Below are 23317 nucleotides of genomic sequence, written 5' to 3' on the forward strand. Positions count from 1 at the left end.
GCCCGGGATCAGTGTTGTGCTCGCTCGACCTTGCTCTTCAAGGTCTCCGGGTTATCGACGGTAGCCCCCTCGGACCGCAACCAGGCGTCAAGACTCGCCCGATCCTGCAGAGACATCACGGCGACCACGTCACCGGGCTGCGCCTCGCCGACCAGCGCCTTGGCCGCGTCGAGCTCGCTCGGGAACGCCGGTACGTCGTCGACGCCGACCGAACTGGTGCCTTCGCGGAACACCGCCTCGAGCTCCTCCGGCGGCCGGCCGCGGAGGTAGTCACCCTTGTGCCCGATCACCACCCTGTCCGCGCCGCGGGCACCGATCGCGCCCATCGCGGTCACCATGTCGTCGGCCCGGTCACCCGGCGAACCGAGCGCGAGCAGCAGCCGGGCACCCGGCTCCCGGACGCCGTTCATGATCTCCAGCAGCGCCTCGAGCCCGGCCTCGTTGTGGGCCAGGTCGATCACCACGGTGAAGTCGCGGATGGAGTACATATTCATCCGGCCCGGGTTGTTCTCGCCCGGGGTGAACGTGGTGAGTCCCTCGATCACCGCGCTGCGGGACAGGCCGAGCCCGAGAGCGGCCGAAGTCGCCGCGAGCGCGTTCTCCACGTTGTAGTGCGACAGGCCGGACAGCGTCATCGGGACGTCCACGACCTTCAGCAGCGGTTCCGCGTCGCTGGAGTTGTCGAGCACGGTGATGAACCCGTCCAGCACCGTGGTCGCGCGGCCGCCCTCGTCGAGCACCGTGCGGATCGACGGCGAGTCGGGGTCGCGGGAGAACACCCAGCACTTCGCGGGCGACCCGAGCCGCATTCCGAACGTGCGCGGGTCGTCGCCGTTCACGACGCACCAGCCGCGCGGCCGGGTGATCTTGGTGACGACCGCCTTCACCTCGGCGAGCTGGTCGACGGTGTCGATGCCCCCGAGCCCCAGGTGGTCGGCCGTGACGTTGGTGACCACCGAGACGTCGTTGTAGGCGACGCCGATCCCGCGCCGCAGGATGCCGCCGCGGGCCGTCTCGGTGACCGCCAGTTGGACCCCCGGCTGGGAGAGCACCTGGCCGGCGCCACTCGGACCGGAGAAGTCGCCGTACTTGACGAGCTCGCCATCGAAGTACACGCCATCGGTGCTGGACCAGCCGACGTGCAGCCCTGCCGCCCGGCCGATGTGCGCGATCATCCGGGACGTCGTGGTCTTGCCGTTCGTGCCGGTCACCGCGACCACGGGGACCTTCGGCCGCAGGGTCGACGGCGGGTCGCCGGCCGGCTCGTTGCGGACCCGGTCACCGACGGAGGCGACCAGTTCTGGCAGCTCATCTGCGCCGAACGCGTCGACGACGTCGACGATCGCCTGGCCGAGCGCCCGGGCACGTCCTTCGTGCGCCCACGGGAACGCGACGACCAGCCGGTGCACGTCCGACTCCGAGCGGACCCGGACGCCGATCCGGCCGATCCCCGCCTCGCGGGCGATCCGGCGGACGATGTGGCCGACCACCCGGACGGCGAACCGCTGCCGGAAGCCCGACCCGATCCGGCCCGGCCGGGTGGTGCCCAGGCCGAGGGCCGAGGCGTACGCCTTCGCGGCCGGCGCCGGGGCGTCGATCAGCGCGGTCAGGTCGAGGGTGAGCTTGACCGCCGCGCGGCTGAAGTAGAGGTTGGCTCCGTCCAGGACACGGAGCTCCACCAGGGACGTGGACAATTCAGGCACCCATCGCGTGGTAACCGCCGTCGACGTGGATGATCTCGCCGGTGGTGGAGGGGAAGAAGTCGCTGAGCAGACCGACGATCGTCTTGCCGGTCGGTTCGAGGTCGGACGGGTCCCAGCCCAGCGGCGCGCGGTCCAGCCACGGCTCCTCGAACTTCTCGAAGCCCGGGATCGCCTTCGCCGCGAGCGTCTTCAGCGGACCGGCCGAGACCAGGTTGCAGCGGATCCCCTGCGCGCCGAGGTCTCGCGCGAGGTACCGGGAGGTCGACTCCAGCGCGGCCTTCGCCACGCCCATCCAGTCGTACCCCGGCCAGGCGACGGTGGCGTCGAAGGTCAGCCCGACGATGCTGCCACCCGGGCTCATCAGCGGGGCGCACGCCACCGCCAGAGACTTGAGGCTGTACGCCGAGACGTGCACGGCGCGGGACACGTCGTCCCACGGACCCTCGAGGAACTTGCCGCCGAGGATCGTCTCCGGGTTGCCATAGGCAATCGAGTGCACGACGCCGTCCAGGCCGTCCACGTGTTCGCGGATCGCGTCCGGCAGGGCGGCCAGATGGTCGGCATCGGTGACGTCCAGCTCCAGCACGGGCGGTTCGACCGGCAGCCGCTTGGCGATCCGCTTGGTGATGTTCAGCGCGCGGCCGAAGTTCGAGATCAGCACGGTGGCGCCTTGTTCCTGCGCCACCTTGGCCGTGGCGAACCCGATCGAGGAGTCGAGCGTGACGCCCGCGACCAGGATGCGCTTGCCGTCGAGGATGCCCACGGGCAGTGCCCTTTCTGGAAAATGTCGAGCTGGGAGGGGTGGTACGGAGGGCGGGGCTAGTGGCCCATGCCGATGCCGCCGTCGACCGGAATGACCGCACCGGTGATGTAGCCGGCCTCGTCCGAGGCCACCCAGCGCACCACCTTGGCAATCTCGTCGGTCAGGCCGAAGCGGCCGAGCGGGATCTGGCTCAGGTACTGCTTCTGGGTCTCCTCGGGCAGCACCGCGGTCATGTCCGTCTCGACGAAGCCCGGGGCGACCACGTTGGTGGTGATCCCGCGGCTGCCGAGCTCGCGGGCCATCGACCGGGCCATCCCGACCAGGCCGGCCTTGCTCGCGGCGTAGTTCACCTGCCCCGGGGAGCCGAGCAGGCCGACGACGGAGGAGATGAAGACGATCCGGCCCCGGCGCAACCGCAGCATGCCCTTGGCGGCGCGCTTGGCGACCCGGAACGAGCCGGTCAGGTTGGTCGCGATCACCGCGTCCCAGTCCTCGTCGGTCATCCGCAGCAGCAGCGCGTCGCGGGTGATGCCGGCGTTGGCGATCAGCACCTCCACCGGGCCGTGCTCGGCCTGGATGGTGTCGAACGCGGCCTCCACCTGCTCGGCGTCGGTGACGTCACACTTCACGCCGAGGAAGCCCTCCGGGGGCTCCCCGCTGCGGTAGGTGACCGCGACCTGGTCGCCGGCCTCCTTGAAGGCCGTCGCGATGGCGAGTCCGATGCCCCGGTTCCCACCGGTGACGAGTACCGATCTGGCCACGAATCCCTCTCCTCACAGATATCTACGGCGCCGTCGAGGGCGCTGCCGCACGAACGGTATCGCCCGCACCCGCCCGTACCGCGAACCGGGCGGGCCCGGGCGGTTCGCGCTACGCCCGGGCGTGGTTCGCAGTACGGCGTTGTCAGCGGTACGGCGCGGTTCGGCGGACTCCGGGGATCAGGAGTCCTCGAGGCGGAAGCCGACCTTGAGGCCCACCTGGTAGTGGTCGATCGCGTTGTCGACGATGTGGCCGCGGACCTCGGTCACCTCGAACCAGTCCAGGTGCCGCAGCGTCTCGCCGGCCCGGGTGATCGCGTTCGTGATCGCCTGGTTGACGCCTTCCTTGGACGTGCCGACGATCTCGGTCACGCGGTAGGTGCGATCTGTCATCGGAGTTCCCCTTCGCCTGAGTGTGCCACCACGTCCGTGGCGGCGTACCGTTGGGTGTTGGTGAGGAGGATAGATGCCGCGACGCCGTGACAAGGCCGACGAGACCGTCATTTCGGTGACGAGCGCTCAGCCGGGCCGGTCCGAGGATCTGGACAGCAGAATCGTGCGGTACGCGTGGATGATGTCCCTGCGCATCGTCTGCTTCGTGCTCGCCGTGGTGACCCCGTCTCCCTGGCGCTGGATGTTCATCGTCGCCGCGGTCTTCCTGCCGTCGATCGCGGTCGTGCTCGCCAACGCGCGACGCACCTCGAAGGTCACCGGAGCGGCGGTCTACCTGCCGCCGGCCCGGGGCGAACTGGGTCCCGATCTCGACACCGAAAAGTGATCCGCGCCGGGACTGGATTCTCACGACTGATCCGTGTCAGAATCTCCCGCGTGCTCTGAAGTTCACAGATGGAATTCAGAGACTTGATGCGGCGTCGGACGGCTCCCCCCGTGGCTGTCCGACGTCGCTTCATTTTGTCCAGGCTATTGATAATTGAGTGGTCAGGAACAATTGCCTGCACTGACAGAAATGCCCCCGGGAGACCTCGCTGATGACTGAAGAAGAGCTGCCGTCCGTCTGCTCTGCAAAGGGATGCGGCAAGCCGGCGACCTGGGCCGTGCGCTGGAACAACCCGAAGATCCACACCCCCGACCGGCGCAAGACCTGGCTGGCTTGTGACGAGCACAAGGAGTCCCTGTCGGACTTCCTGGCGCGGCGTTCTTTCCTGCGCGAGGTAGAGCCTTTCGAGGCCTGAAAGTCCGCCTCGGCGCGGTCTGCGTGTGTTAGCGACGCAGGTTACAGCTGAAAAAGTAAATTTCCGGTTCAGAAAGGGGCGGTGGCCGATGGGTCAGCCGCCGGGGGTCAGCCGCCGATGGCCGACATCGGCCGGGCCGGCTGCAGGAAACTCGGGTCGGCGATGCCGTGGCCGGGCAGTTTGCCCCGCATCGCCTTGCGCCAGCGCTCCGCCAGGTCCTCGTCGTCGGCGCCTGCCCGCAGCGCGGTCCGCAGGTCCGACTCGGTCCGCGCGAACAGGCAATCGCGGACCTGACCGTCGGCCGTCAGCCGCACCCGGTCGCAGTCACCGCAGAACGGACGGGTGACGGAAGCGATGATGCCGACGGTCGCCGGACCGCCCTGGACGGTGAAGGACTCCGCCGGAGCGCTGCCGCGGGTCGCCGCGTCGACCGGTTCCAGGTCGAAGCGCTCGCCGAGGTGCTCGAGGATCTCGTCGGCGGTGATCATCGTGTCCCGGCTCCAGCCGTGCTGCGCGTCCAGCGGCATCTGCTCGATGAACCGCAGTTCGTAGCCGTGGTCGAGGCAGAACTGCAGCAGCTCCGGCGCCTGGTGGTCGTTCACGCCGCGCATGAGGACCGCGTTCACCTTGACCGGGGCCAGGCCGGCGTTGTGGGCCGCCTCCAGGCCGTTCAGGACGTCCTTCAGGCGGTCCCTGCGGGCCAATTGCTGGAAGGTGTCCGGCCGGATCGTGTCGAGGCTCACATTCACCCGGTCCAGGCCGGCCTCCTTGAGCGCCTCCGCCTGCCGGGCCAGCCCGATCCCGTTGGTCGTCAGGGACACCTCCGGCCGGGGGTGCAGTTGCGTAGTACGGGCGACGATGCCGACCAGGCCGCGGCGGAGCATGGGTTCACCGCCGGTGAAGCGGATCTCGTCCACGCCGAGGCGGGTGACGGCCACCGAGACCAGGCGGACCACCTCGTCGTCGGTCAGCAGCTCGGGTTTGGCGAGCCAGTCGAGCCCTTCCTCGGGCATGCAGTACGTGCAGCGCAGGTTGCACCGGTCGGTCAGGGAGACCCTCAGATCGGTGGCAACCCGGCCGTGGTTGTCGGCGAGGCCGAGCGTCGTACTGGGCACTGTCACAGGGCCCAGACTACGCGGCCCGGGCAGCCGAGCGCGGGGCATTCCGGTGGATGGCTTAAGTTCGAAGGGTGCCGAGAACGCCGCGTCGTCTGTTGAATCCCCGGTGGATCGCCGCCGCGTTGGTGATCCTGGTCCTTGCCGGGGTCTGTGTGCAGCTCGGCCGCTGGCAACTGCACCGGCTGGACGAGCGCAAGGCCCGCAACGAGGTCACCCGCAGCAATCTGGCCGCTCCCCCGGCCTCGCTGGCCGAGATCGTCGGACCGCAGCGGGTGGTCGGCGAGCAGCACGACTGGCGGACCGCTGTGGTCACCGGGCGCTACGACGCCTCCAAGCAGGTCGTGATGCGCTACCGCAATGTGGAGGACCGCCCGGGCTTCGAGATCGTCACGCCGTTGGTCCTGGCCGACGGCAGCGCAGTACTGGTCGACCGCGGGTTCCTGCCGCGGCAGGGCGCTGAGCTGGCCCCGGGCAACGTCCCCGCCGTACCGTCCGGAGAAGTGACCGTGACGGGTCGGCTGCGGCGCAGCGAGCGCGGCGGCCACACCAGCGGCGGTACGCCGGTCGACGGCACCGCGCGGCTGATCAACGGGCCGGAGTTCGCGTCCGCTCTGGGGCTCACCCTGTACGACGGGTACCTGACCGTGGATCGCCAGGTGCCGGCGGCCGATCCTGACTTCGGCGGGTTCCCCGGTCCGGAGATCGACGACGGGCCACACTTCTTCTACGCGCTGCAGTGGTTCTTCTTCGCCCTGCTGGCCGTCGGCGGATTGGTCTACTTCTCCAGACAGGACGTCAATGGTGACAAGTCAGAAGACGGCAGCCGGTCAGACGGCAGGTCCGGCGGAACCGGCGGAGAAGGCGGCTCCGGCGGAGAAGGCGGCTCGGGCGGAGAAGGCGGCGGCGGGGGCAGCGGAGAAGGCGGGAGCGGCGCGGGTGGGGCCGGTGGAGGTGGGGTCGGCGGAGAAGGTGGATCCGAGCCGGCGACGGTCACTGCCGGACCGGCGGATCGAGGACTACGCGCTGATCGGGGACCTGCAGACGGCGGCCCTGGTCTCGACTGACGGCTCGATCGACTGGCTCTGCTTCCCGCGGTTCGACTCCCCCGCGTGCTTCGCCGCACTGCTCGGCACAGACGACAACGGCCACTGGCGGCTGCGCCCCCGCGACGGAGACGCCAAGTGCAGCCGGCACTACCGCGGTGACACCCTCGTGCTGGAGACCGAATGGTCCACGCCGACCGGCTCGGTCCGGGTGCTCGACTTCATGCCGCCCCGCGACGAGGCGCCCGACGTGGTCCGGATCGTCGAGGGCATCAGCGGCACCGTGTCGATGCGGTCGGAGCTCCGGCTGCGGTTCGACTACGGCAGTGTGACCCCGTGGGTGCGGCGGCTCGACGGGCAGATCGTGGCGGTCGCCGGTCCCGACGCGGTCGCCCTGCGCAGTGACGTGCACCAGTACGGCCGGGACTTCGCGACGTACGCCGATTTCACCGTCGGCGCGGGTGATCGCGCGTGGTTCGTGCTCACCTGGCACCAGTCGCACCAGCCCGCTCCCGAACCGACCGACGCACTCGGCTCGCTCGAGCCCACCGAGAGCTTCTGGACGGAGTGGATCGGCCGCAGTACGGACGCCGGCGAGATGGCCGAGGAGGTGACGCGGTCGCTGCTGACGCTGAAGGCGCTCACGTACATGCCGTCCGGTGGCATCGTCGCGGCACCGACCACCTCGCTGCCCGAGTCCCTCGGCGGCCGGCGCAACTGGGACTACCGGTTCTGCTGGCTGCGCGACGCGACCATGACGCTGGCGGCGATGCTCCGCTCGGGCTACACCGAGGAGGCCCAGGCCTGGCGCGACTGGCTGCTCCGGGCCATCGCGGGAGCACCCTCCGACCTGCAGATCATGTACGGCGTCACGGGCGAGCGCAGGTTGACCGAGTTCGAGGCCGGGTGGTTGCCCGGGTTCGGCGGTTCCCAGCCGGTGCGGATCGGGAACGCGGCGGCCGACCAGCTGCAGATCGACGTGTTCGGCGAGGTGATGGACGTGCTCGCCCTCGCCCGCGAGACCCAGACCGGGCCGAGTGAGGAAGCCTGGTCGGTGCAACGCGGGTTGATGCGGCATCTGAGCGAGGTCTGGCCGATGGCGGACGAGGGCATCTGGGAGGTGCGCGGCGGGCGCCAGCAGTTCACGTACTCGAAGGTGATGGCGTGGGTGGCGTTCGACCGGGCCGCCCGCGCTGTCGAGCGGTTCGGGATGGGCGGTCCGGCCAAGCAGTGGCGCGCCACGGCCGACGAGATCCACCGTCAGGTCTGCGCCGAGGCGTACGACGCCGAGCGGAACACCTTCACGCAGGCCTACGGCAGCAAGGCGCTCGACGCGTCGACCCTGCTGATCCCCCAGGTCGGCTTCCTCCCGCCGGACGACCCGCGGGTGATCGGCACGGTCGAGGCGGTCCGCAAGGAACTCGCCGTCGACGGCTTCGTCCGCCGTTACCTCACCGAACACGTCGACGACGGTCTCCCCGGCGACGAGGGCGCCTTCCTGATCTGCTCCTTCTGGCTGGCCGACTCCCTCGCGCTGATCGGCCGCACCGGCGAAGCCCGCAACCTCTACGAGAAGTTAGTTGCCCTCCGCAACGACGTGGGCCTTCTCTCCGAAGAGTACGACCCCGTCTCCAAACGCATGCTCGGCAACTTCCCCCAAGCCTTCTCCCACCTAGGCCTGGTCAACACCGCCTGGCACCTGACCACCTCTGACCACACCCCCCTCCGCCCTTCCGCCTACTAACCCCTGCGTCCCCAGCCGGGCACCCCGCAGTACTGGCAAGCCGGCCCGGCATCGGCTGCGGCGAGCGGCTGCTGCTTGCCTTCGGCCACCAGTCGGGACGAGGTACGGCGTGTCGGCGGAACTGGTGGGTGAAGGGAGTTGGTTTCGGCGGGAGTGGGCGGGGGTGGTTGAGATTGCTGTCCGAGTACTGAGATCGATGCCACAGGGGGCGGTGTGGCCGGGGAGCGGGAGTGGGGCGGGTGAGGCAGGATGGGTGCGTGGACCTTGGACTGCGTGATCGCACCTATATCGTCACGGGCGCCAGCGGCGGCCTCGGATTCGCTACGGCTAAGGCTCTTGCCGATGAGGGCGCGCGGCTGGTGATCTCCAGCCGGAACCAAGAGTCGATCGCACGAGCCGCCGCGGAACTGGGCGAGAACGTCGTGGGCATCTCGGTGGACAACGCCGATCCGGAGAGTGCTGAGCGACTCGCCGCCACCGCCATCGCCAAGTGGGGCGCGTTGCACGGAGCACTGATCAGTGTGGGTGGACCTCGGCCAGGTACTGCGCTGGAGACGGCTGAGGACGACTGGCGGGCGGCGTTCGACAGCGTGTTCCTTGGTGGGCTGCGGATCGCGCGGTCGGTGGCTCGCGCGGGCTCGGAGGGTACTTCGATCGCCTTCGTGCTGTCGTCGTCGGTGAAGTCGCCGATTCCCGGGCTGGCGATTTCCAACGGGTTGCGGCCGGGGCTCGCGATGGTGGCGAAGACGCTGGCCGACGAGCTCGGGCCGAACGGGATCCGGGTCAACGGGCTGATGCCGGGGCGGATCGCCACGGATCGGTTGAAGGAGCTGGACGGGAAGAGCGGGGACCCGGACGCCGCGCGGCGGGCTTCGGAGAAGACGATCCCCTTGCGGCGCTACGGGAATCCGGAGGAGTTCGGACGGGTGGCCGCGTTCGTGCTGTCGCCGGTCGCGTCCTATGTGACGGGAGCGATCATCCCGATCGACGGCGGGGCTTTGCGGACGTTCTAGTTTGTTGTGGTTGGGGTCAACTCGCAGAGCGACTGATCGTCGGCGGAGCGCCCTGGGCGTGCGACAGCTGGCCACCTCGCGGTGCCGCCCGTGCAGGAGCGTGTCGGGTGGGGGCTAGTCCTTGGGGCGGTCTCGGTCTTTGGAGGGTTGGACTCGTTTGGGTTCGCCGGGCATTTTGGGGTATTCGGGGGGATAGGGGAGGTCGGCTTCGCCCAGGTCTCGTTCGTGTTTGGCGGAGAGGTCCAGGAGGGAGTCGAGGGAGAACGCCTTTTCGGCCACTGCGGCGTGGAGGTCGCCGACCTCGGCGAAGCGGGTGGGCATGGTGAGGACGTCGAAGTCGTCGGGGACCACGTCGTCGAGCTCTTCCCAGCGGAGGGGCGCGGAGACGCGGGCTCGGGCGTTGGGGCGGACGGAATAGGCGGAGGCGATGGTTCGGTCGCGGGCCATCTGGTTGTAGTCGATGAAGACTCGTTCGCCGCGTTCCTCCTTCCACCAGTTGACGGTGACCTGTTCGGGCAGGCGGTGCGAGAGCTCGCGGCCCAGCGCGATCACCGCGCGGCGGGCTTCGACGAAGGTCCAGCGGGGTTCGATGGGCACATAAACGTGCAGACCGCGGCCGCCGGAGGTCTTGGGGAAGCCTTCCAGACCGTGCTCGGCCAGCAGTTCGCGGAGGGCCGGGGCGACGGCTACCGCGCTCTTGAAGTCCGTACCGGGTTGGGGGTCGAGGTCGATCCTCAGCTGGTCGGGTGAGTCGAGCTCAGGGCGTCGGACCGGCCATGGGTGGAACGTGAGGGTGCCGAGGTTCACCGCCCAGGCGACGACGGCCAGTTCGGTCGGGCAGACCTCGTCCGCGGGCCGGCCGCTGGGGAACTTGATGGTCGCCGTCTCCACCCACTCGGGAGCCCCCTTGGCGACCCGCTTCTGGTAGAACGCGTCACCCCTGTTGTCCATCCGGGTGGACAGCTTCGCGCCCTCGAACCAGCCGCCGGGCCAGCGCTCCAGCGTGGTCGGGCGGTCCCGGAGCGCACCGAGGATGCCGTCGCCGACCGCGACGAAGTAGTTCACGATGTCCAGCTTGGTCAGTCCACGGTCCGCGAAGTACGGCTTGTCCGGGTTGCTGACCCGCACCGTCCGCCCCGCGATCTCCAGCTCGATTGCCTTGGTCGCCGCCATGGCGCGACGCTACCGCCCGGCTCGGACCAAAAGACCGCGAGCGCGCGGGAAAGGCAACTTTTCCCAACCTCTGGCCACCCTAGGTGACCGGGCGGTAACGTTCCAGCACCTCGGTGGCGACGTCGTGGTCCACCAGGCCAAGGACGGATCTTGGAAGGGCGCCAGCCTGACCCTGAGCCGCTCTGCCGACGTCAGCCGTACTCCGAAGGTCTCCGTGGCTCAGGCCACCGCCAAGGCGCTCACCGGTGGCTTCAAGGCCGAGGGAAAGCCGTCTCTGGTGATCGAGGCCCGCAAGGGCGCCCCGAGACTCGCCTACCTGGTTGTCCGGCTCCTCCATCGCGGAGCGAACCTCGGCCCGCGACGAGCAGGCCAGTAGGCAAGCGTCGCCGGTCCTGTCCCACTGGGGTGGACAGGACCGGCGATCAAACGTATGACCCGTTGCCGAGCCCGACCGCCGGACTTACTGTCACAGGATGGGTGGGGTACCCGGCGGCAAGCCGAGTCTCCGGGCGGCGAGGCCACTGCTGCTGGTGGTCGATGTCGACCCGGAGCGACTGGACCGGCTCGAGAGCGAGCTCGACCGAAGTTTCGGAGTCGACTTCCGGGTCCGGGGCGAACTGACCGCGCCCGACGCGCTGCGCAGTCTGGAGCTCGCGCACGAGCTCGAGCAACGCGTCGCGGTCGTCATGGTGGACCACGAGCTACCGGCCACCGAGCGATCCGAGGTCCTCCACCGGGCCCGCAGTCTGCACCCTGACGCGCGCCGCGCGATGCTGATCCCGTGGGGCGCCTGGGCCGACCGCGACACGGCCGCCGCGATTCTGGCCGCGATGGCCGTCGGCGACATCAACTACTACGTCCTGAAGCCGTGGATCAACCGCGACGAGCTCTTCCATCGCACGGTCGCGGAGTTCGTCCAGGAGTGGTCCCGCAACGAGACCGCGAACTGGCGCGAGGTCGTCGTCGTCGCCGACCAACACTCGGCCCGGGCCCATGCCATCTCGAGTCTGCTGAGTCGCAACGGGATCCCGAATGCCTTCCGGCCGAGCGGCTCCCCCGAGGCGAACGACGTCCTGCACGCGATCCACGAGCCGGATCCCGGGGCCGGAGTACTGGTGTGGATGGCCGCGGTCGGCGGCACGATCCTGCACGATCCGACCGATGCCGAGGTCGCCGAGGCGTGGGGCGTCCGCACAACTCTGGCGGACGAGCGGCGCGCGTTCGACGTACTGGTGATCGGTGGGGGGCCGGCTGGACTGGCTGCCGCCGTCTATGCGTCGTCCGAGGGGCTTCGGACGCTCGTGGTCGAGCGCGAGGCGATCGGCGGGCAGGCCGGGACGAGCTCGCTGATCCGCAACTACCTCGGGTTCTCGCGCGGTCTCACCGGGTCGGAACTGGCACAGCGCGGCTACCAGCAGGCGTGGGTGTTCGGCGCGCACTTCCTGCTCATGCGGCAGGTGACGCGGCTCGAGGAGAAGCCGGGCGGCTTCCTGGCGGAGATCAGTGACGTCGGCGAGGTCACGGCTCGCGCGGTCGTCCTGGCGACGGGGGTCGCCTACCGCCGGCTCGGCGTACCGGAGCTGGAAGAGCTGACCGGCGCCGGCGTGTACTACGGCGCGAGCGTGTCCGAGGCTCATGGGCTGACCGATCGGAATGCCTGTGTCGTGGGCGGCGGCAACTCGGCCGGGCAGGCTGTACTGCACCTGGCCCGCTACTGCCGTCAGGTCAGCATCGTGATTCGGGGCGAGTCGCTCGTCCAGAGCATGTCGCGCTACCTGATCGACATGATCGACGCGGCCCCGAACGTGGTCGTCCGTACGTCGAGCGAGATCGTCGGCGGAGGTGGCGACGGCAGGTTGCAGAACATCGTGCTGCGGCATCGTCGGACCGGCGCGGAGGAGACTCTCGCGGTCGACGGGCTGTTCGTGATGATCGGGGCCGAGCCTGGGACGCGGTGGCTGCCGGAGATCGGGCGGGACGAGCACGGGTACGTCCTCGCCGGTTCGGACGCGGCGGCCGATTCCCTGTGGACGCAGTCGCGTCCGCCGAAGCCCTACGAATCCACCATTCCCGGGTTGTTCGCGGTCGGCGACGTGCGCTGCGGCTCGGTCAAGCGGGTCGCCTCCGCCGTCGGCGAAGGCTCGGTGGTGGTGTCGCAGATCCACGAGCACTTCAAGGGCGCGGATGGCTAAGCGCCGGTTCGTCTACTCCCCCGCGATGCTGGTGGCCACCGCTGTGGCCCTGCTGGTTCCCTTGGCGGGGTTGGCGTTGCTCATCCGGCGACCACAGCTCGACGTTCACTGGGAGCACCACCCGTCGCACTTCTGGCTCGTGCTGATCACGGCGGCGCTCAGTGCAGTACTGGCTTATGCCACCGGGGCTGCTGCCTTGCAGCGTGGGGATCCGCGAGTGCTGTTCGTTGCGCTGGCGTTCCTGTCGACCGCGGGGTTTCTGGCGTTGCACGCGCTGGCGACACCCGGCGTACTGCTCGATACGCCCAATGTCGGGTTCGTGCTGGCCACGCCGGTCGGGATCACGATCGGCTCGATCTTCGCGCTGTTGTCGAGCCCGAACCTGACTGGTCCCCGGCTGCCGAGGGCGATGCGGTGGGGGCGGTTGCTGCGCACGGGACTGTTCGTCCTGATGGCGTTGTGGGCGGTTGCCTCGGTGACCCGGCTGCCGCCGTTGCACAGTACTTCGGTGCCCGAGAGCGCCGATGGGATCCTGACCGCGCTCGCTGTGCCCGCGATCTTGCTGTACGCCGTGACCGCGATCCGCTACCTAGGGCTGTGGTGGAAACGGCCGTCGCTGATGCTGTTGTCGATGATCGCGGCCTTCGTCCTGCTGGGCGAGGCGATGGTGGCGCTCGTCTTCGCGCGGAACTGGGCGCTGTCGTGGTGGGAGTGGCACGTGCTGCTCCTGCTCGCGTTCATCCTCGTGGTCGCCGGGGTGCGGATCCAGTGGCACGAGGAGCGCTTCTCCGACCTGTACCTCGCTGACACCGTGTCGGGTCGCCGCGAACTGAGCGTGCTCTTCGCCGATCTCCAGGGCTTCACCGCCTTCTCCGAGAACCACGAGCCGGGCGAAGTCACCGCCATGCTCAACACGTACTTCGAGGTCGCCGTACCACCGGTGGTCCGCAGGCACGGTGGCGAGGTGGACCGGATCATCGGGGACGCGCTGATGGTCACGTTCAACAAGCGCGGTGATCAGCCGGACCACGCCGCGCGGGCAGCCGCGGCCGGGCTGGCGCTGCAGGAGGCGGCCGCTGTTGTACGTGCGGCGCATCCTGACTGGCCGCAGTTCCGGGTCGGCATCAACAGCGGAGTCGCCTCGGTCAGCCTGCTCGGCACGGAGGGCGGCCGGACCCACACAGTCATCGGCGACACGGTCAACGTCGCCTCCCGGATCGAAGGCAAGGCACCCTGCGGCGGGGTTGCCATCGGCCCCGGCACCAAAGCCCTCCTCCCCGAAGCCGTCACCGAGTCGATCGGCCTCCTGGACCTCAAAGGCAAAGCCGAGCCCCTCCAGGTCCATCGACTCATCTCCCTCCGCCCCAGCCCTGCTCCCAACCCCCCACCCACCGACACCCTCACCTGACAACAGCAGCCACGGGACCGTGGGTGGGCCGGCCCAGCAGGCGCGTTCAGCGGCCGGAATCTGTGGGTGGGTTCGACGGGAGGGTTCGGCTCGTGGGGTGTCGGGTTGAGGGTGCGGGGTGCGGAGGGGGTGGGGCGAAGGGGAACCCGTGGGTTTGGGGTGTTCATCTGTTGGGGGTTGGCGGGGGGTGGTGGGGGTGTGAGAATCCGGCACATGTCTGCCCAGAACCGATCACGGCGCCGCCTTGGCGCCCTTGTGGTCACCTCCAGTCTCGTTGTGTCGGGTGTCGCCGTGATCGCGGCCGCACCGGCACTCGCCGCCTCGTCCACCGTGGTCATCACCGAGGTGTACGGCGGTGGCGGCAACTCCGGCGCTCCGTACACGAACGACTTCATCGAGCTGACGAACAACAGCAGCTCCCCGGTCGATCTGACCGGGTGGTCCGTCCAGTACGGGTCGACCGCCGGAACCACCTGGACGAACAAGATCAACCTGACCGGCAGCCTTGCTCCGGGCGGCGTCTACCTCGTGCAGGGCGCAGGCGGGACCAACGGACAGCCGTTGCCGACCCCCGACGTGACCGGCAGCATCAACATGTCCGCCTCGGCCGGTAAGGTCGCGCTGGTCCAGTCGACCGACAACCTGGCCTGTGGAGCGGACTGCGACACCGCCGCCGGCGTCGTCGACTTCGTCGGCTACGGCAGCGCGACGAACGACTCGGAGACCAGCCCCGCGCCGGGCACCTCGAACACCACCTCGGTCACCCGCAAGGACCCGACCAAGGACCTCGACAACAACGCCACCGAGTTCGAGGCGGTCAACCCGTCGCCCAAGACGCTGACCTCGTCTCCCCCGGACCCGGACCCGGTGGATGCGAAGATCCACGACATCCAGGGCGCCGCGCACCGGTCGCCGCTGGCCGGCAAGCTCGTCGCCAACGTGACCGGCGTGGTCACCGCGAAGAGCGGCAACGGCTTCTGGTTCCAGGACACCCAGCCGGACGACAACCCCGCCACCAGCGAAGGCCTCTTCGTCTTCACCAGCTCGGCTCCGACCGTGGCGGTCGGCGACGCGGTGACGGTCAAGGGCACGGTCGCCGAGTTCCGCCCCGGCGGCTCGGGCGGCACCGACAACCTGACCACCACCGAGATCACCAACCCGACGGTTGCCGTGACCGGCACCGCCGCCGTACCGGCCGCGACCATCGTCGGCCCCGGCGGCCGGGTGCCCCCGTCGACCGTGATCGACGACGACTCCACCGGTGACGTCGAGACCACCGGCACCTTCGAGCCGGCCACCGACGGCCTGGACTTCTGGGAGTCGCTGGAGGGCATGTGGCTCGGCATCAACGAGCCCGAGGTGACTGGCCCGACCAGCTCCTTCCGCGAGCTGTCCGTCGTTCCGAAGGGCTCGAGCCTGCGGACGGTCCGCGGCGGCATCCTGCTGCAGAAGGCCGACAGCAACCCGGAGCGGGTCCTGCTGGACGACGTGCTGGCACCGGTTCCCGACGCCAAGACCGGGGACAAGCTGGCAGGTACCGTGACCGGCGTCCTGGACTACGGTTTCGGCAACTTCAAGTTCCTCGTCACGCAGACCCCGACCGTGATCGACGGCAACGTCCAGCGTGAGAAGACCAAGCCCTCCTCTCCGTTGCAGGTATCGGTCGCGACGTTCAACGTGGAGAACCTGGACCCGTCCGACGGCGACGCCAAGTTCGACGGTCTGGCCCAGGCGGTGGTGAAGAACCTCGCCTCACCAGACATCCTCGGCCTGGAGGAAGTGCAGGACAACGACGGCGCAGTGAACTCGGGGACCACCGGCGCGGACCTCACACTGAACACGCTGGCCGCGGCGATCCTGAAGGCCGGCGGCCCGGAGTACGCATGGCGGCAGATCGATCCGGTCGACGGCGCCGAGGGTGGCGAGCCGGGCGGCAACATCCGGGTCGCGTTCATGTACCGCACGGACAAGCCGGTGAAGTTCGTCGACCGCGCCGGCGGCGGCTCGACCACGGCGACCACGATCACCACCGACCGCTTCGGCCGGCCGCACCTGAGCTCCTCGCCGGGCCGCATCGACCCGGCGAACCCGGCCTGGGCGGCCACCCGGGTACCGCTCGCGGGCGAGTTCACCTGGCACGGTCAGAGCCTGTTCGTGGTGGTCAACCACTTCAGCTCCAAGGGCGGCGACGACCCGCTCTGGGGCCGGATCCAGCCGCCCGTGCAGAGCTCGGCGCCGAAGCGGCACGAGCAGGCACAGTCGGTGCGGACCTTCGTCGACCAGATCCTGGCCAAGGACACCGGCGCGAACGTGATCGTGCTCGGCGACCTGAACGACTTCGACTTCTCCCAGACCGCGGACATCCTGATCGGCTCCGGCAAGACCGCGCTGATCAGCCTGCCGAAGACGTTGGCGGCCCCCGAGCGGTACAGCTACGTGTTCGAGGGGAACAGCCAGATCCTGGACCAGATCCTGATGTCGCGGAACCTGCAGCCGGCCTCGCAGTACGACATCGTGCACATGAACGCCGAGTTCCCCGACCAGATCAGCGACCACGATCCGCAGGTCGTCGACGTGATCCCGTTGCCGTCCTGGGTCCGGTGAGTCGTCGGCCGGCCGTCGGCGCACGATGACGGCTGGCTTACGTCGGCTGCCCGGGCGGGATTCTGCTTGAGCGACCGCCGATACTGGAGAGGAGCCGGATTCCCCTGGGATTCCGGCTCCTCGACTGAGGAGGTCTGATGACAGACAGCAGCACCAGGCAGTACGCCGTACAGAAGTCCGACGAGGAGTGGCGGGCTCAGCTGTCGCCGGCAGAGTTCCAGGTGCTCCGCAAGGCGGGCACCGAGCGGCCGTTCACCGGTGAGTACACCGACACCAAGACCATCGGTGTCTACAAGTGCCGGGCGTGTGACGCGGAGTTGTTCCGCAGCGAGACGAAGTTCGACTCGCACTGCGGCTGGCCGTCGTTCTTCGCGCCGCTGGCCGAGGACCGGGTCCAGTACATCGAGGACCACGCACTCGGCATGAAGCGGGTCGAGGTCCGCTGCGCCAACTGCGGCTCCCACCTCGGCCACGTCTTCGAGGGCGAGGGCTACGGCACCCCCACCGACCTCCGCTACTGCATCAACTCGGTCAGCCTGGCGCTGGCCCCGGCGGAGTAATCACCGCACAAGCCCGCTCTGCCCACCGGCAGGGCGGGCTTTCGCTTACCCGGAACACGCGGCCACAGCAAGTCGGCCCGCACCCGGATCAGATCGGCGTGGCGAGGGCGATGGGGTTGTTGTCGGGGTCGGAGACGTAGGCCTGGCGTTCGCCCCACGGCATGGTGGCCGGTTCCTGGAGTACGGCGTAGCCGGCAGTGCGGAAGGTCTCCACCTGGGCCTCGACGTCGTCGACGTACACGAAGAGCTCGAAGCGGGGAGCGGTGCCGACGGTGATGCCGAGCTGCGCCTCCGGCCAACTGGAGTCCGCGATGCCGAGCGACGACTCGCCGCGCTCCAGGCCGACGTAGTGCGGATCGCCCTCCAGCGGGAACTGGTACCTCGACTCGTAGCCGAGCAGGCCGAAGAACTCGACGGATCGCCGCACGTTCGCGACGTACAGCACCGGGAAGGCTTTGCGTTCCATCTCAGCGCGTCCCCGGTCAGGCCAGGTTCGCGACCAGCTCGCTGAGCTCGGCCCGCTTTCCGGTGTAGAAGGGGACTTCCTCGCGCACGTGCCGGCGGGCCGTGGACGCGCGCAGATCGCGCATCAGGTCGACCATCCGGTGCAGCTCGTCGGCCTCGAAGGCGAGCATCCACTCGTAGTCGCCGAGCGCGAACGACGCCACCGTGTTGGCCCGGACGTCGGGGTAGGTGCGCGCCATCTTGCCGTGCTCGGCGAGCATGAAGCGGCGCTCCTCGTCCGGCAGCAGGTACCACTCGTACGACCGCACGAACGGGTACACGCAGATGTAGGCGCGGGCCTCCTCGTCGGCCAGGAACGCCGGGATGTGGCTCTTGTTGAACTCGGCCGGCCGGTGCAGCGCGAACTGCGACCAGATCGGCGCGAGGTGCCGGCCGAGCCGCGACCGGCGCAGCGCGTGGTACGCCTTCTGCAGCGCGTCCGAGGTCGGCGCGTGCCACCAGACCATGAAGTCCGCGTCCGCGCGGAAGCCCTCCACGTCGTACCAACCGCGGATCACCACGTCGTCGTCGGCGGCGAGCTTGCCGACGATGTCCGACAGCTCCGAGGCCAGCTCGTCCCGGTCCGCATCACCCAGCGGCGTCTCGACCTTGAAGACGGACCACATGGTGTAGCGGATCACGTTGTTCAGCTCGCGCGCCTTGGGCTTCGCGGACTGGGTGTTCTCGGGCTTTGCGGCGGCTGGAGTCTCGGTCACCTGGCCATTGTCGCCAATGCCTCCAGATGAGCCTGCACCCGGGTTACCGCCTTCCCTGCTGAGGCGACGCAGGCAGCGATCCCGACACCCCGGTACGCCGCTCCGCAGACCGCCAGCCCTGGTTGCTCCGCCACAGCGGCTTCCACCCGGTCAATGCGGTTCAAATGACCTACTGCGTACTGCGGGAGGCCCCCGCCCCACCGGGTCACCAGTGCGCCGACCACAGGTGCATCCAGGCCCACTGCCTCGCGTAGATCCGCTGCAGCGAGTGCCGTGAGCTCCTCGTCCGACCGCTGGAGCACGTACTCCTCGCCGAGCCGCCCGACCGAGCACCGCAGTACTGCGAGGTCTCCCCCGGCGTCGGCGGACCACTGCCACTTGGCGTGCGAGAAGGTCGACGCTTTGATCGTGCGGCCCTCCACAGAAGGGACCAGGAAGCCCGAGCCCGTCGCGGACTCCGGCCAGTCCCTCTTGCGTACCGCGAGTGTGACGATCGCCATGCTCGCGTAGTCGATGGCCGCCAGCTCAGTGGAAGCCTGCGGGACGACCTGGGCGAGCATCCGAGCCGCCGGTGTCGCAGGGACCGCCACGATAACGGCGTCGGCCTGCAGCATTGTGGGAGCCGGCACAGGGCCTGCCTCCAGCTCGTAGACGCCACCCGGGCCACGGCTGATTCGCCGTACGGTCGCGTTGCGGTGGATCTGTACACCGCGCGCCTGCAGGTCCTGCTCCAGCGCGGTGATCAGGCGGTGGATGCCGCCGCGGATTCCGGCAAAGACCGGGGCTCCATCGGCGTTGCGGCGCTGGCCGGTCTCGCGCAGCTCGGCGGTCGCCGCCAGCAGACTCGGCGCGGTACGGAGTTTGGCGAACAACTCGGGGACGGCCGCGGCGAGCGAGATTTCCTCGGCCCTGCCCGCGTACACCCCGCCGAGCAGCGGATCGACCAGTAGTTCGGTCACCGCCGACCCCATCCGGTCTGCGACGAATCGCCCGATGGCGACGTCCTCGGTGAGCGCTGGCTCGGCCAGTTCGGGCTCGTGCGCGACCTGGTCGGCGGCTTCCTCGCCGAGCACATCGATCGTGCTCGCCGGATCGGTCGGCACGCCCATCACCGTCGGCGGGATGGAGCGGATCCGGTCGCCGATCCAGAGCCCGGCCGAAGTCGTTGCCGGATGCACCAAGTCGTCGGCGAGCCCGACCGCAAGGATCAGGGCCACCGCTTCAGGTCGGCGGGCCAGGACGGACTCGGCGCCCAGATCCACCGGGACGCCTTCGAGCTCGGCGCCCGCCAGCTTGCCGCCTAGTCTCGGCGACGACTCGAGAACAGTGATCCGCGGTGGATTCGGTCCGCTCGCCAGCGCATGCGCCGCAGCCAGTCCACTGATCCCGCCCCCGACAACCACCACAGACCTTGGTTCCACGCCCCCATCTTCACCCGCCGCCGCAACGCGACTTGAGGCAGGCCCCGGTCAGGAACGGGCGGACTTGGCGTGCACCGCCTGGACGACCTTGTGCAGTACGTCGGGGTCCGTGTTCGGCGGGACCCCGTGGCCGAGGTTGAAGATGTGGCCCGGGGCGGCGCGACCCTCGCGCAGGATCCGGTCGATCTCCGGCTCGATCGCGTCCCACCCGGCGAAGAGAAGAGCCGGGTCGAGGTTGCCCTGCACCGGCTTCGGCGGAGTCCCGTCAGCGGCGATCCGGCGTACGGCCTCGTCCAGCGGGACGCGCCAGTCGACGCCGACAACATCCGCACCGGCCGCGCTCATCAGTCCGAGCAACTCGCCCGTGTTCACCCCGAAGTGCAACCTCGGCACGCCGTACGGCGCGAGCGCGGCGAACACCTTCGCCGAGTGCGGCTGGACGAACTCCGCGTAGTCGCGCGGCGACAGCGCGCCCGCCCACGAGTCGAACAACTGGATCGCCGAGGCACCCGCCTCGATCTGGACCGACAGGTACGCGATCGCCACGTCCGCCAGCCGGTCGGCGAGCGCGTGCCACAGCTTGGGATCGCCGTGCATCAGCGCCTTCGTCTTGGCGTGGTCCTTGCTCGGCCCACCTTCGACCAGGTACGACGCGACGGTGAACGGCGCCCCGGCGAACCCGATCAGCGGGGTCCCACCCAGCTGCGACACCAACTGCTGCACCGACTCCGTCACGTACGACACGTCCGCCGGCGTCACCGGGCGCACTGCGTCGAGATCACCCAGTGAGCGAACCGGCGAAGCCACCACCGGACCCACTCCGGGCTTGATCTCCAGGTCCACCCCGACCGCCTTGAGCGGGAGCACGATGTCGGAGAAGAAGATCGCCGCGTCCACGCCGTAACGGCGTACGGGCTGCAGCGTTATCTCCACGACGAGGTCGGGTCGCGTACAGGACTCGAGCATCGTGGTGCCTTCGCGGATCGCCCGGTACTCCGGGAGCGAGCGACCCGCCTGGCGCATGAACCAGACAGGCGTGTGCGGGACCGGCTCACCGCGAGCCGCGAGCAGGAAGGCGGACTCGGCGAGGACATCGGCAGCGGTGGGTGATTGAGCGGGCTGGGTTATGGGCACAGGTCCGATAATCCCATGCCCGGAAGCGGTTACCGGCGCGTCGCCGTCGGCGTCGGTGAGTGATCAGTCGTAGGCTGCGGTGCATGGGTGCCCGCAAGCAGGTCGACGCGCCACCCGCGGAGTTCGCCGAAGCACTCACGCAGTTGCGTGGTGCGCGGTTCCGGCCCGAGGTATTCGTCGAGGAGATGCCCGCACCGCAGCGGATCGCACCGCACGCGGCCGCGGTCAGCGCCGACGTGACGGTCGACGGTGACGATATCGCCACCGGCCGTCTGGTCATCCTCTACGACCCGGACGGGAACGACGCCTGGCAGTCGACCTTCCGCTGTGTCGCGTATGTGCGTGCCGCCGTCGAACCGGAGATGGTGACGGACGCACTGCTCGGTGGCGTTGGCTGGACCTGGCTGATGGAGGCGCTGACCGACCGGGGCGCGGACTTCTTGGCCCCGAGCGGTACCGTCACTCGCGTGGTGTCTGAGAGTTTCGGCGGGATGGCCGATGACGAGGCGACGGCGGAGATCGAGATCCGTGCGTCCTGGAGCCCTGTGCCGGGCCCGGGCGGGATGGTCGACGTGACCCGTCATGCCGAGGCGTGGGGCGAGGTGCTCTGCACTGCGGCCGGACTGCCGCCGGTTCCGCCGGGGGTGGTCCCGATGCCGACCCGGCGCGGTCAGCGGGGCAGATGAGCCCGGCCGAGACCCAGCAGCAGCCGCCCGTCCCGGACGACCCGACCGAGAACCTGCCACTGCTCGAACTGCGCGACGGACTCTCAGACGTCGTGGACACCGACCCTGCCCTGGCCGAGGTGGTCGAGGCGTTCCGGTCGGGTACTGGTCCCGTCGCGGTCGACGCCGAGCGCGCCTCGGGGTACCGCTACTCCCATCGCGCGTACCTCGTGCAGTTGCGCCGTGAGGGGTCCGGCTCGGCCCTGGTCGACCCGATCCCGTTCGGCGACCTGTCCTCGCTCGGCGACGCGATCGTCGACGCGGAGTGGATCATCCACGCGGCGAACCAGGACCTGGCCTGCCTGGCCGAGGTCGGCATGGTCCCGCGCACCGTCTTCGACACCGAGCTGGCCGGTCGGCTGCTCGGCTACCCGAAGGTCGGACTGGCGTCGCTGGTCAGCGAGGTCCTCGGCTACAAGATGCGCAAGGAACACTCGGCCGCCGACTGGTCGACCCGCCCGCTGCCCGGCCCCTGGCTGATCTACGCGGCGCTCGACGTCGAGATGCTGATCGAACTACGCAACGCGATCGAGGACGAGCTCCGCCGCGAGGGCAAGTGGGAGTGGGCCCAGCAGGAGTTCACCGCGATCCTGAACGCTCCGCCGCGCGAGCCGAAGCCGGACCCGTGGCGGCGTACCTCCGGCATGCACCGGGTCCGCAACCGCCGCAGCCTGGCCGTCGTCCGCGCGCTCTGGGAGGCCCGCGACCAGATCGCCGAGTCCGCCGACATCTCCCCTGGCCGGATCCTGCCCGACGCCGCGATCGTCGAGGCCGCCTCCGCGATGCCGGTCGACCGCGACACCCTGCAGCGCCTCACCGCGTTCAAGGGCCGCGGCGCCCACCGCCACATGCGCACCTGGTGGGAGGCGATCGACCACGCCCGCCGCCTGCCGGACTCCGAGCTCCCGAAGCAGGGCCCCCGGTACGACGGCCCGCCGCCCGCCCGCGCCTGGGCCGACCGCGACCCCGACGCGGCAGCCCGCCTGTCCGCGGCCCGGACCGCCGTCAGCGAGATCGCCGAAGCCCACCGCCTCCCGACGGAGAACCTCCTCTCCCCCGACACCATCCGCCGCCTCGCCTGGACACCCCCGGCCGACGCGGACCTGCCCGCCGTCAACACCTTCCTCAGCGACCACGGCGCCCGCGAATGGCAAATCGGCCTAACCGCCGAAGTCCTCACCGACGCTTTGGCCACGGAAGCCCCGCCGGCGGAACAGCTCGACGACTAACGGCAGCGTGCCTTTCCCTGGCAGTTCAGGTGGTTCCGCGGGGCATGGGTGGGGGTGGTTGGCGGTCTCCGCTGCGTGATGGTGCTAGTCGGGCTGGGGTGCGTCAAGAGCGCCTTCGGCGTCCCTTCGGGATCGAAACAAGTTTCGACTCTTGACCCACCCCAGCCCGACCAGGGAAGGACGCAGCTACGCGGATCCCGCGGGGGGGTGTGAGCCGGGTTGGGGTGGTGTTTTCGGGGGTGGGGTGTGCCGGGCGACGGAGGTGTGAGCCGGTCCGGGGTGGTGTTTCGGGGTGGGTGTACCGACCGACAGGTAG

Annotated in this window: 22 protein-coding genes; 12 read left to right on the plus strand and 10 right to left on the minus strand. The window is 69.5% G+C overall.

What is annotated here, in order from left to right:
• Positions 1-8: 8 nt before the first annotated feature.
• From EV644_RS30165 to EV644_RS30180, 4 genes are all read right to left on the minus strand, one after another.
• Positions 9-1703: a Mur ligase family protein gene (locus EV644_RS30165; protein ID WP_241998996.1), complete on the minus strand. Its 1695-nt coding sequence runs from the start codon at positions 1701-1703 to the stop codon at positions 9-11.
• On the minus strand, positions 1696-2466 hold the full coding sequence (gene fabI, locus EV644_RS30170) for an enoyl-ACP reductase FabI (RefSeq protein ID WP_132192356.1): 771 nt from the start codon (positions 2464-2466) through the stop codon (positions 1696-1698). The genes EV644_RS30165 and fabI overlap by 8 nt, the downstream gene beginning before the upstream one ends.
• Before the next feature lie 56 nt (positions 2467-2522).
• Positions 2523-3227: a 3-oxoacyl-[acyl-carrier-protein] reductase gene (fabG, locus tag EV644_RS30175; RefSeq protein WP_132192357.1), complete on the minus strand. Its 705-nt coding sequence runs from the start codon at positions 3225-3227 to the stop codon at positions 2523-2525.
• 177 nt (positions 3228-3404) lie between these two features.
• The gene (locus EV644_RS30180) at positions 3405-3617 is read right to left on the minus strand and encodes a dodecin (protein ID WP_132192358.1); all 213 of its coding nucleotides are present in this window, start codon (positions 3615-3617) and stop codon (positions 3405-3407) included.
• Between the two features lie 73 nt (positions 3618-3690).
• Between EV644_RS30180 and EV644_RS30185 the strand changes: the two genes are divergently transcribed.
• Positions 3691-4002: a DUF3099 domain-containing protein gene (locus EV644_RS30185; protein WP_132192359.1), complete on the plus strand. Its 312-nt coding sequence runs from the start codon at positions 3691-3693 to the stop codon at positions 4000-4002.
• Between the two features lie 211 nt (positions 4003-4213).
• The gene (locus EV644_RS30190; protein ID WP_132192360.1) at positions 4214-4417 is read left to right on the plus strand and encodes a hypothetical protein; all 204 of its coding nucleotides are present in this window, start codon (positions 4214-4216) and stop codon (positions 4415-4417) included.
• 107 nt (positions 4418-4524) lie between these two features.
• On the opposite strand, the gene moaA is transcribed toward EV644_RS30190, so the two are convergent.
• Positions 4525-5538, minus strand: a complete 1014-nt coding sequence (gene moaA / locus EV644_RS30195) for a GTP 3',8-cyclase MoaA (protein ID WP_241998997.1) — start codon at positions 5536-5538, stop codon at positions 4525-4527.
• 68 nt (positions 5539-5606) lie between these two features.
• On the opposite strand from moaA, the gene EV644_RS30200 reads away from it, so the two are divergent.
• The 3 genes from EV644_RS30200 to EV644_RS30210 all read left to right on the plus strand — a co-directional run bounded on the left by EV644_RS30200 (position 5607) and on the right by EV644_RS30210 (position 9335).
• The gene (locus EV644_RS30200; RefSeq protein WP_241998998.1) at positions 5607-6599 is read left to right on the plus strand and encodes an SURF1 family cytochrome oxidase biogenesis protein; all 993 of its coding nucleotides are present in this window, start codon (positions 5607-5609) and stop codon (positions 6597-6599) included.
• Positions 6481-8322, plus strand: coding sequence for a glycoside hydrolase family 15 protein (locus tag EV644_RS30205; RefSeq protein WP_241998999.1), 1842 nt, complete (start codon positions 6481-6483; stop codon positions 8320-8322). Before EV644_RS30200 ends, EV644_RS30205 begins: the two co-directional genes overlap by 119 nt.
• A 257-nt stretch (positions 8323-8579) precedes the next feature.
• The gene (locus tag EV644_RS30210) at positions 8580-9335 is read left to right on the plus strand and encodes an SDR family oxidoreductase (RefSeq protein WP_132192363.1); all 756 of its coding nucleotides are present in this window, start codon (positions 8580-8582) and stop codon (positions 9333-9335) included.
• A 114-nt stretch (positions 9336-9449) separates the two neighbouring features.
• Here EV644_RS30210 and ligD read toward each other — a convergent pair whose 3' ends face one another.
• Complete coding sequence (ligD, locus tag EV644_RS30215) at positions 9450-10508, minus strand: non-homologous end-joining DNA ligase (protein WP_132192364.1); 1059 nt, start codon at positions 10506-10508, stop codon at positions 9450-9452.
• A 124-nt stretch (positions 10509-10632) separates the two neighbouring features.
• Here ligD and EV644_RS30220 point away from each other — a divergent pair, with 124 nt between their 5' ends.
• From EV644_RS30220 to msrB, 5 genes are all read left to right on the plus strand, one after another.
• Entirely contained in the window at positions 10633-10884 is a 252-nt protein-coding gene (locus EV644_RS30220) for a hypothetical protein (RefSeq protein ID WP_241999000.1), read from the plus strand.
• Between the two features lie 97 nt (positions 10885-10981).
• On the plus strand, positions 10982-12700 hold the full coding sequence (locus EV644_RS30225) for an NAD(P)/FAD-dependent oxidoreductase (protein WP_132192365.1): 1719 nt from the start codon (positions 10982-10984) through the stop codon (positions 12698-12700).
• On the plus strand, positions 12693-14108 hold the full coding sequence (locus tag EV644_RS30230; protein WP_132192366.1) for an adenylate/guanylate cyclase domain-containing protein: 1416 nt from the start codon (positions 12693-12695) through the stop codon (positions 14106-14108). The genes EV644_RS30225 and EV644_RS30230 overlap by 8 nt, the downstream gene beginning before the upstream one ends.
• 213 nt (positions 14109-14321) lie before the next feature.
• Positions 14322-16712: a DUF8508 domain-containing protein gene (locus EV644_RS30235; RefSeq protein WP_132192367.1), complete on the plus strand. Its 2391-nt coding sequence runs from the start codon at positions 14322-14324 to the stop codon at positions 16710-16712.
• A gap of 137 nt (positions 16713-16849) precedes the next feature.
• A complete protein-coding gene (msrB, locus tag EV644_RS30240; RefSeq protein ID WP_132192368.1) occupies positions 16850-17272 on the plus strand; it encodes a peptide-methionine (R)-S-oxide reductase MsrB in 423 nt (140 codons plus the stop codon).
• Positions 17273-17360: 88 nt separating this feature from the next.
• Here msrB and EV644_RS30245 read toward each other — a convergent pair whose 3' ends face one another.
• The 4 genes from EV644_RS30245 to hemE are packed head-to-tail and all read right to left on the minus strand — an operon-like array spanning position 17361 to position 21047.
• The gene (locus EV644_RS30245) at positions 17361-17738 is read right to left on the minus strand and encodes a VOC family protein (RefSeq protein ID WP_132192369.1); all 378 of its coding nucleotides are present in this window, start codon (positions 17736-17738) and stop codon (positions 17361-17363) included.
• 16 nt (positions 17739-17754) lie between these two features.
• On the minus strand, positions 17755-18492 hold the full coding sequence (gene hemQ, locus EV644_RS30250) for a hydrogen peroxide-dependent heme synthase (RefSeq protein ID WP_132192370.1): 738 nt from the start codon (positions 18490-18492) through the stop codon (positions 17755-17757).
• Positions 18489-19913, minus strand: coding sequence for a protoporphyrinogen oxidase (gene hemG / locus EV644_RS30255; RefSeq protein ID WP_199240061.1), 1425 nt, complete (start codon positions 19911-19913; stop codon positions 18489-18491). The genes hemQ and hemG overlap by 4 nt, the downstream gene beginning before the upstream one ends.
• Positions 19914-19961: 48 nt before the next feature.
• Positions 19962-21047 carry a uroporphyrinogen decarboxylase gene (hemE, locus tag EV644_RS30260; protein ID WP_199240062.1) on the minus strand — a complete coding sequence of 362 codons (1086 nt, stop codon included), beginning with the start codon at positions 21045-21047 and terminating at the stop codon, positions 19962-19964.
• Positions 21048-21130: 83 nt separating this feature from the next.
• Here hemE and EV644_RS30265 point away from each other — a divergent pair, with 83 nt between their 5' ends.
• Both EV644_RS30265 and EV644_RS30270 read left to right on the plus strand, forming a co-directional pair.
• The gene (locus EV644_RS30265; RefSeq protein WP_132192371.1) at positions 21131-21733 is read left to right on the plus strand and encodes a DUF3000 domain-containing protein; all 603 of its coding nucleotides are present in this window, start codon (positions 21131-21133) and stop codon (positions 21731-21733) included.
• A complete protein-coding gene (locus EV644_RS30270) occupies positions 21730-23001 on the plus strand; it encodes a ribonuclease D (protein ID WP_132192372.1) in 1272 nt (423 codons plus the stop codon). The genes EV644_RS30265 and EV644_RS30270 overlap by 4 nt, the downstream gene beginning before the upstream one ends.
• The last annotated feature ends 316 nt before the right edge of the window (positions 23002-23317 follow it).

It is taken from the genome of Kribbella orskensis, assembly GCF_004342085.1.
GTDB lineage: Bacteria > Actinomycetota > Actinomycetes > Propionibacteriales > Kribbellaceae > Kribbella > Kribbella orskensis.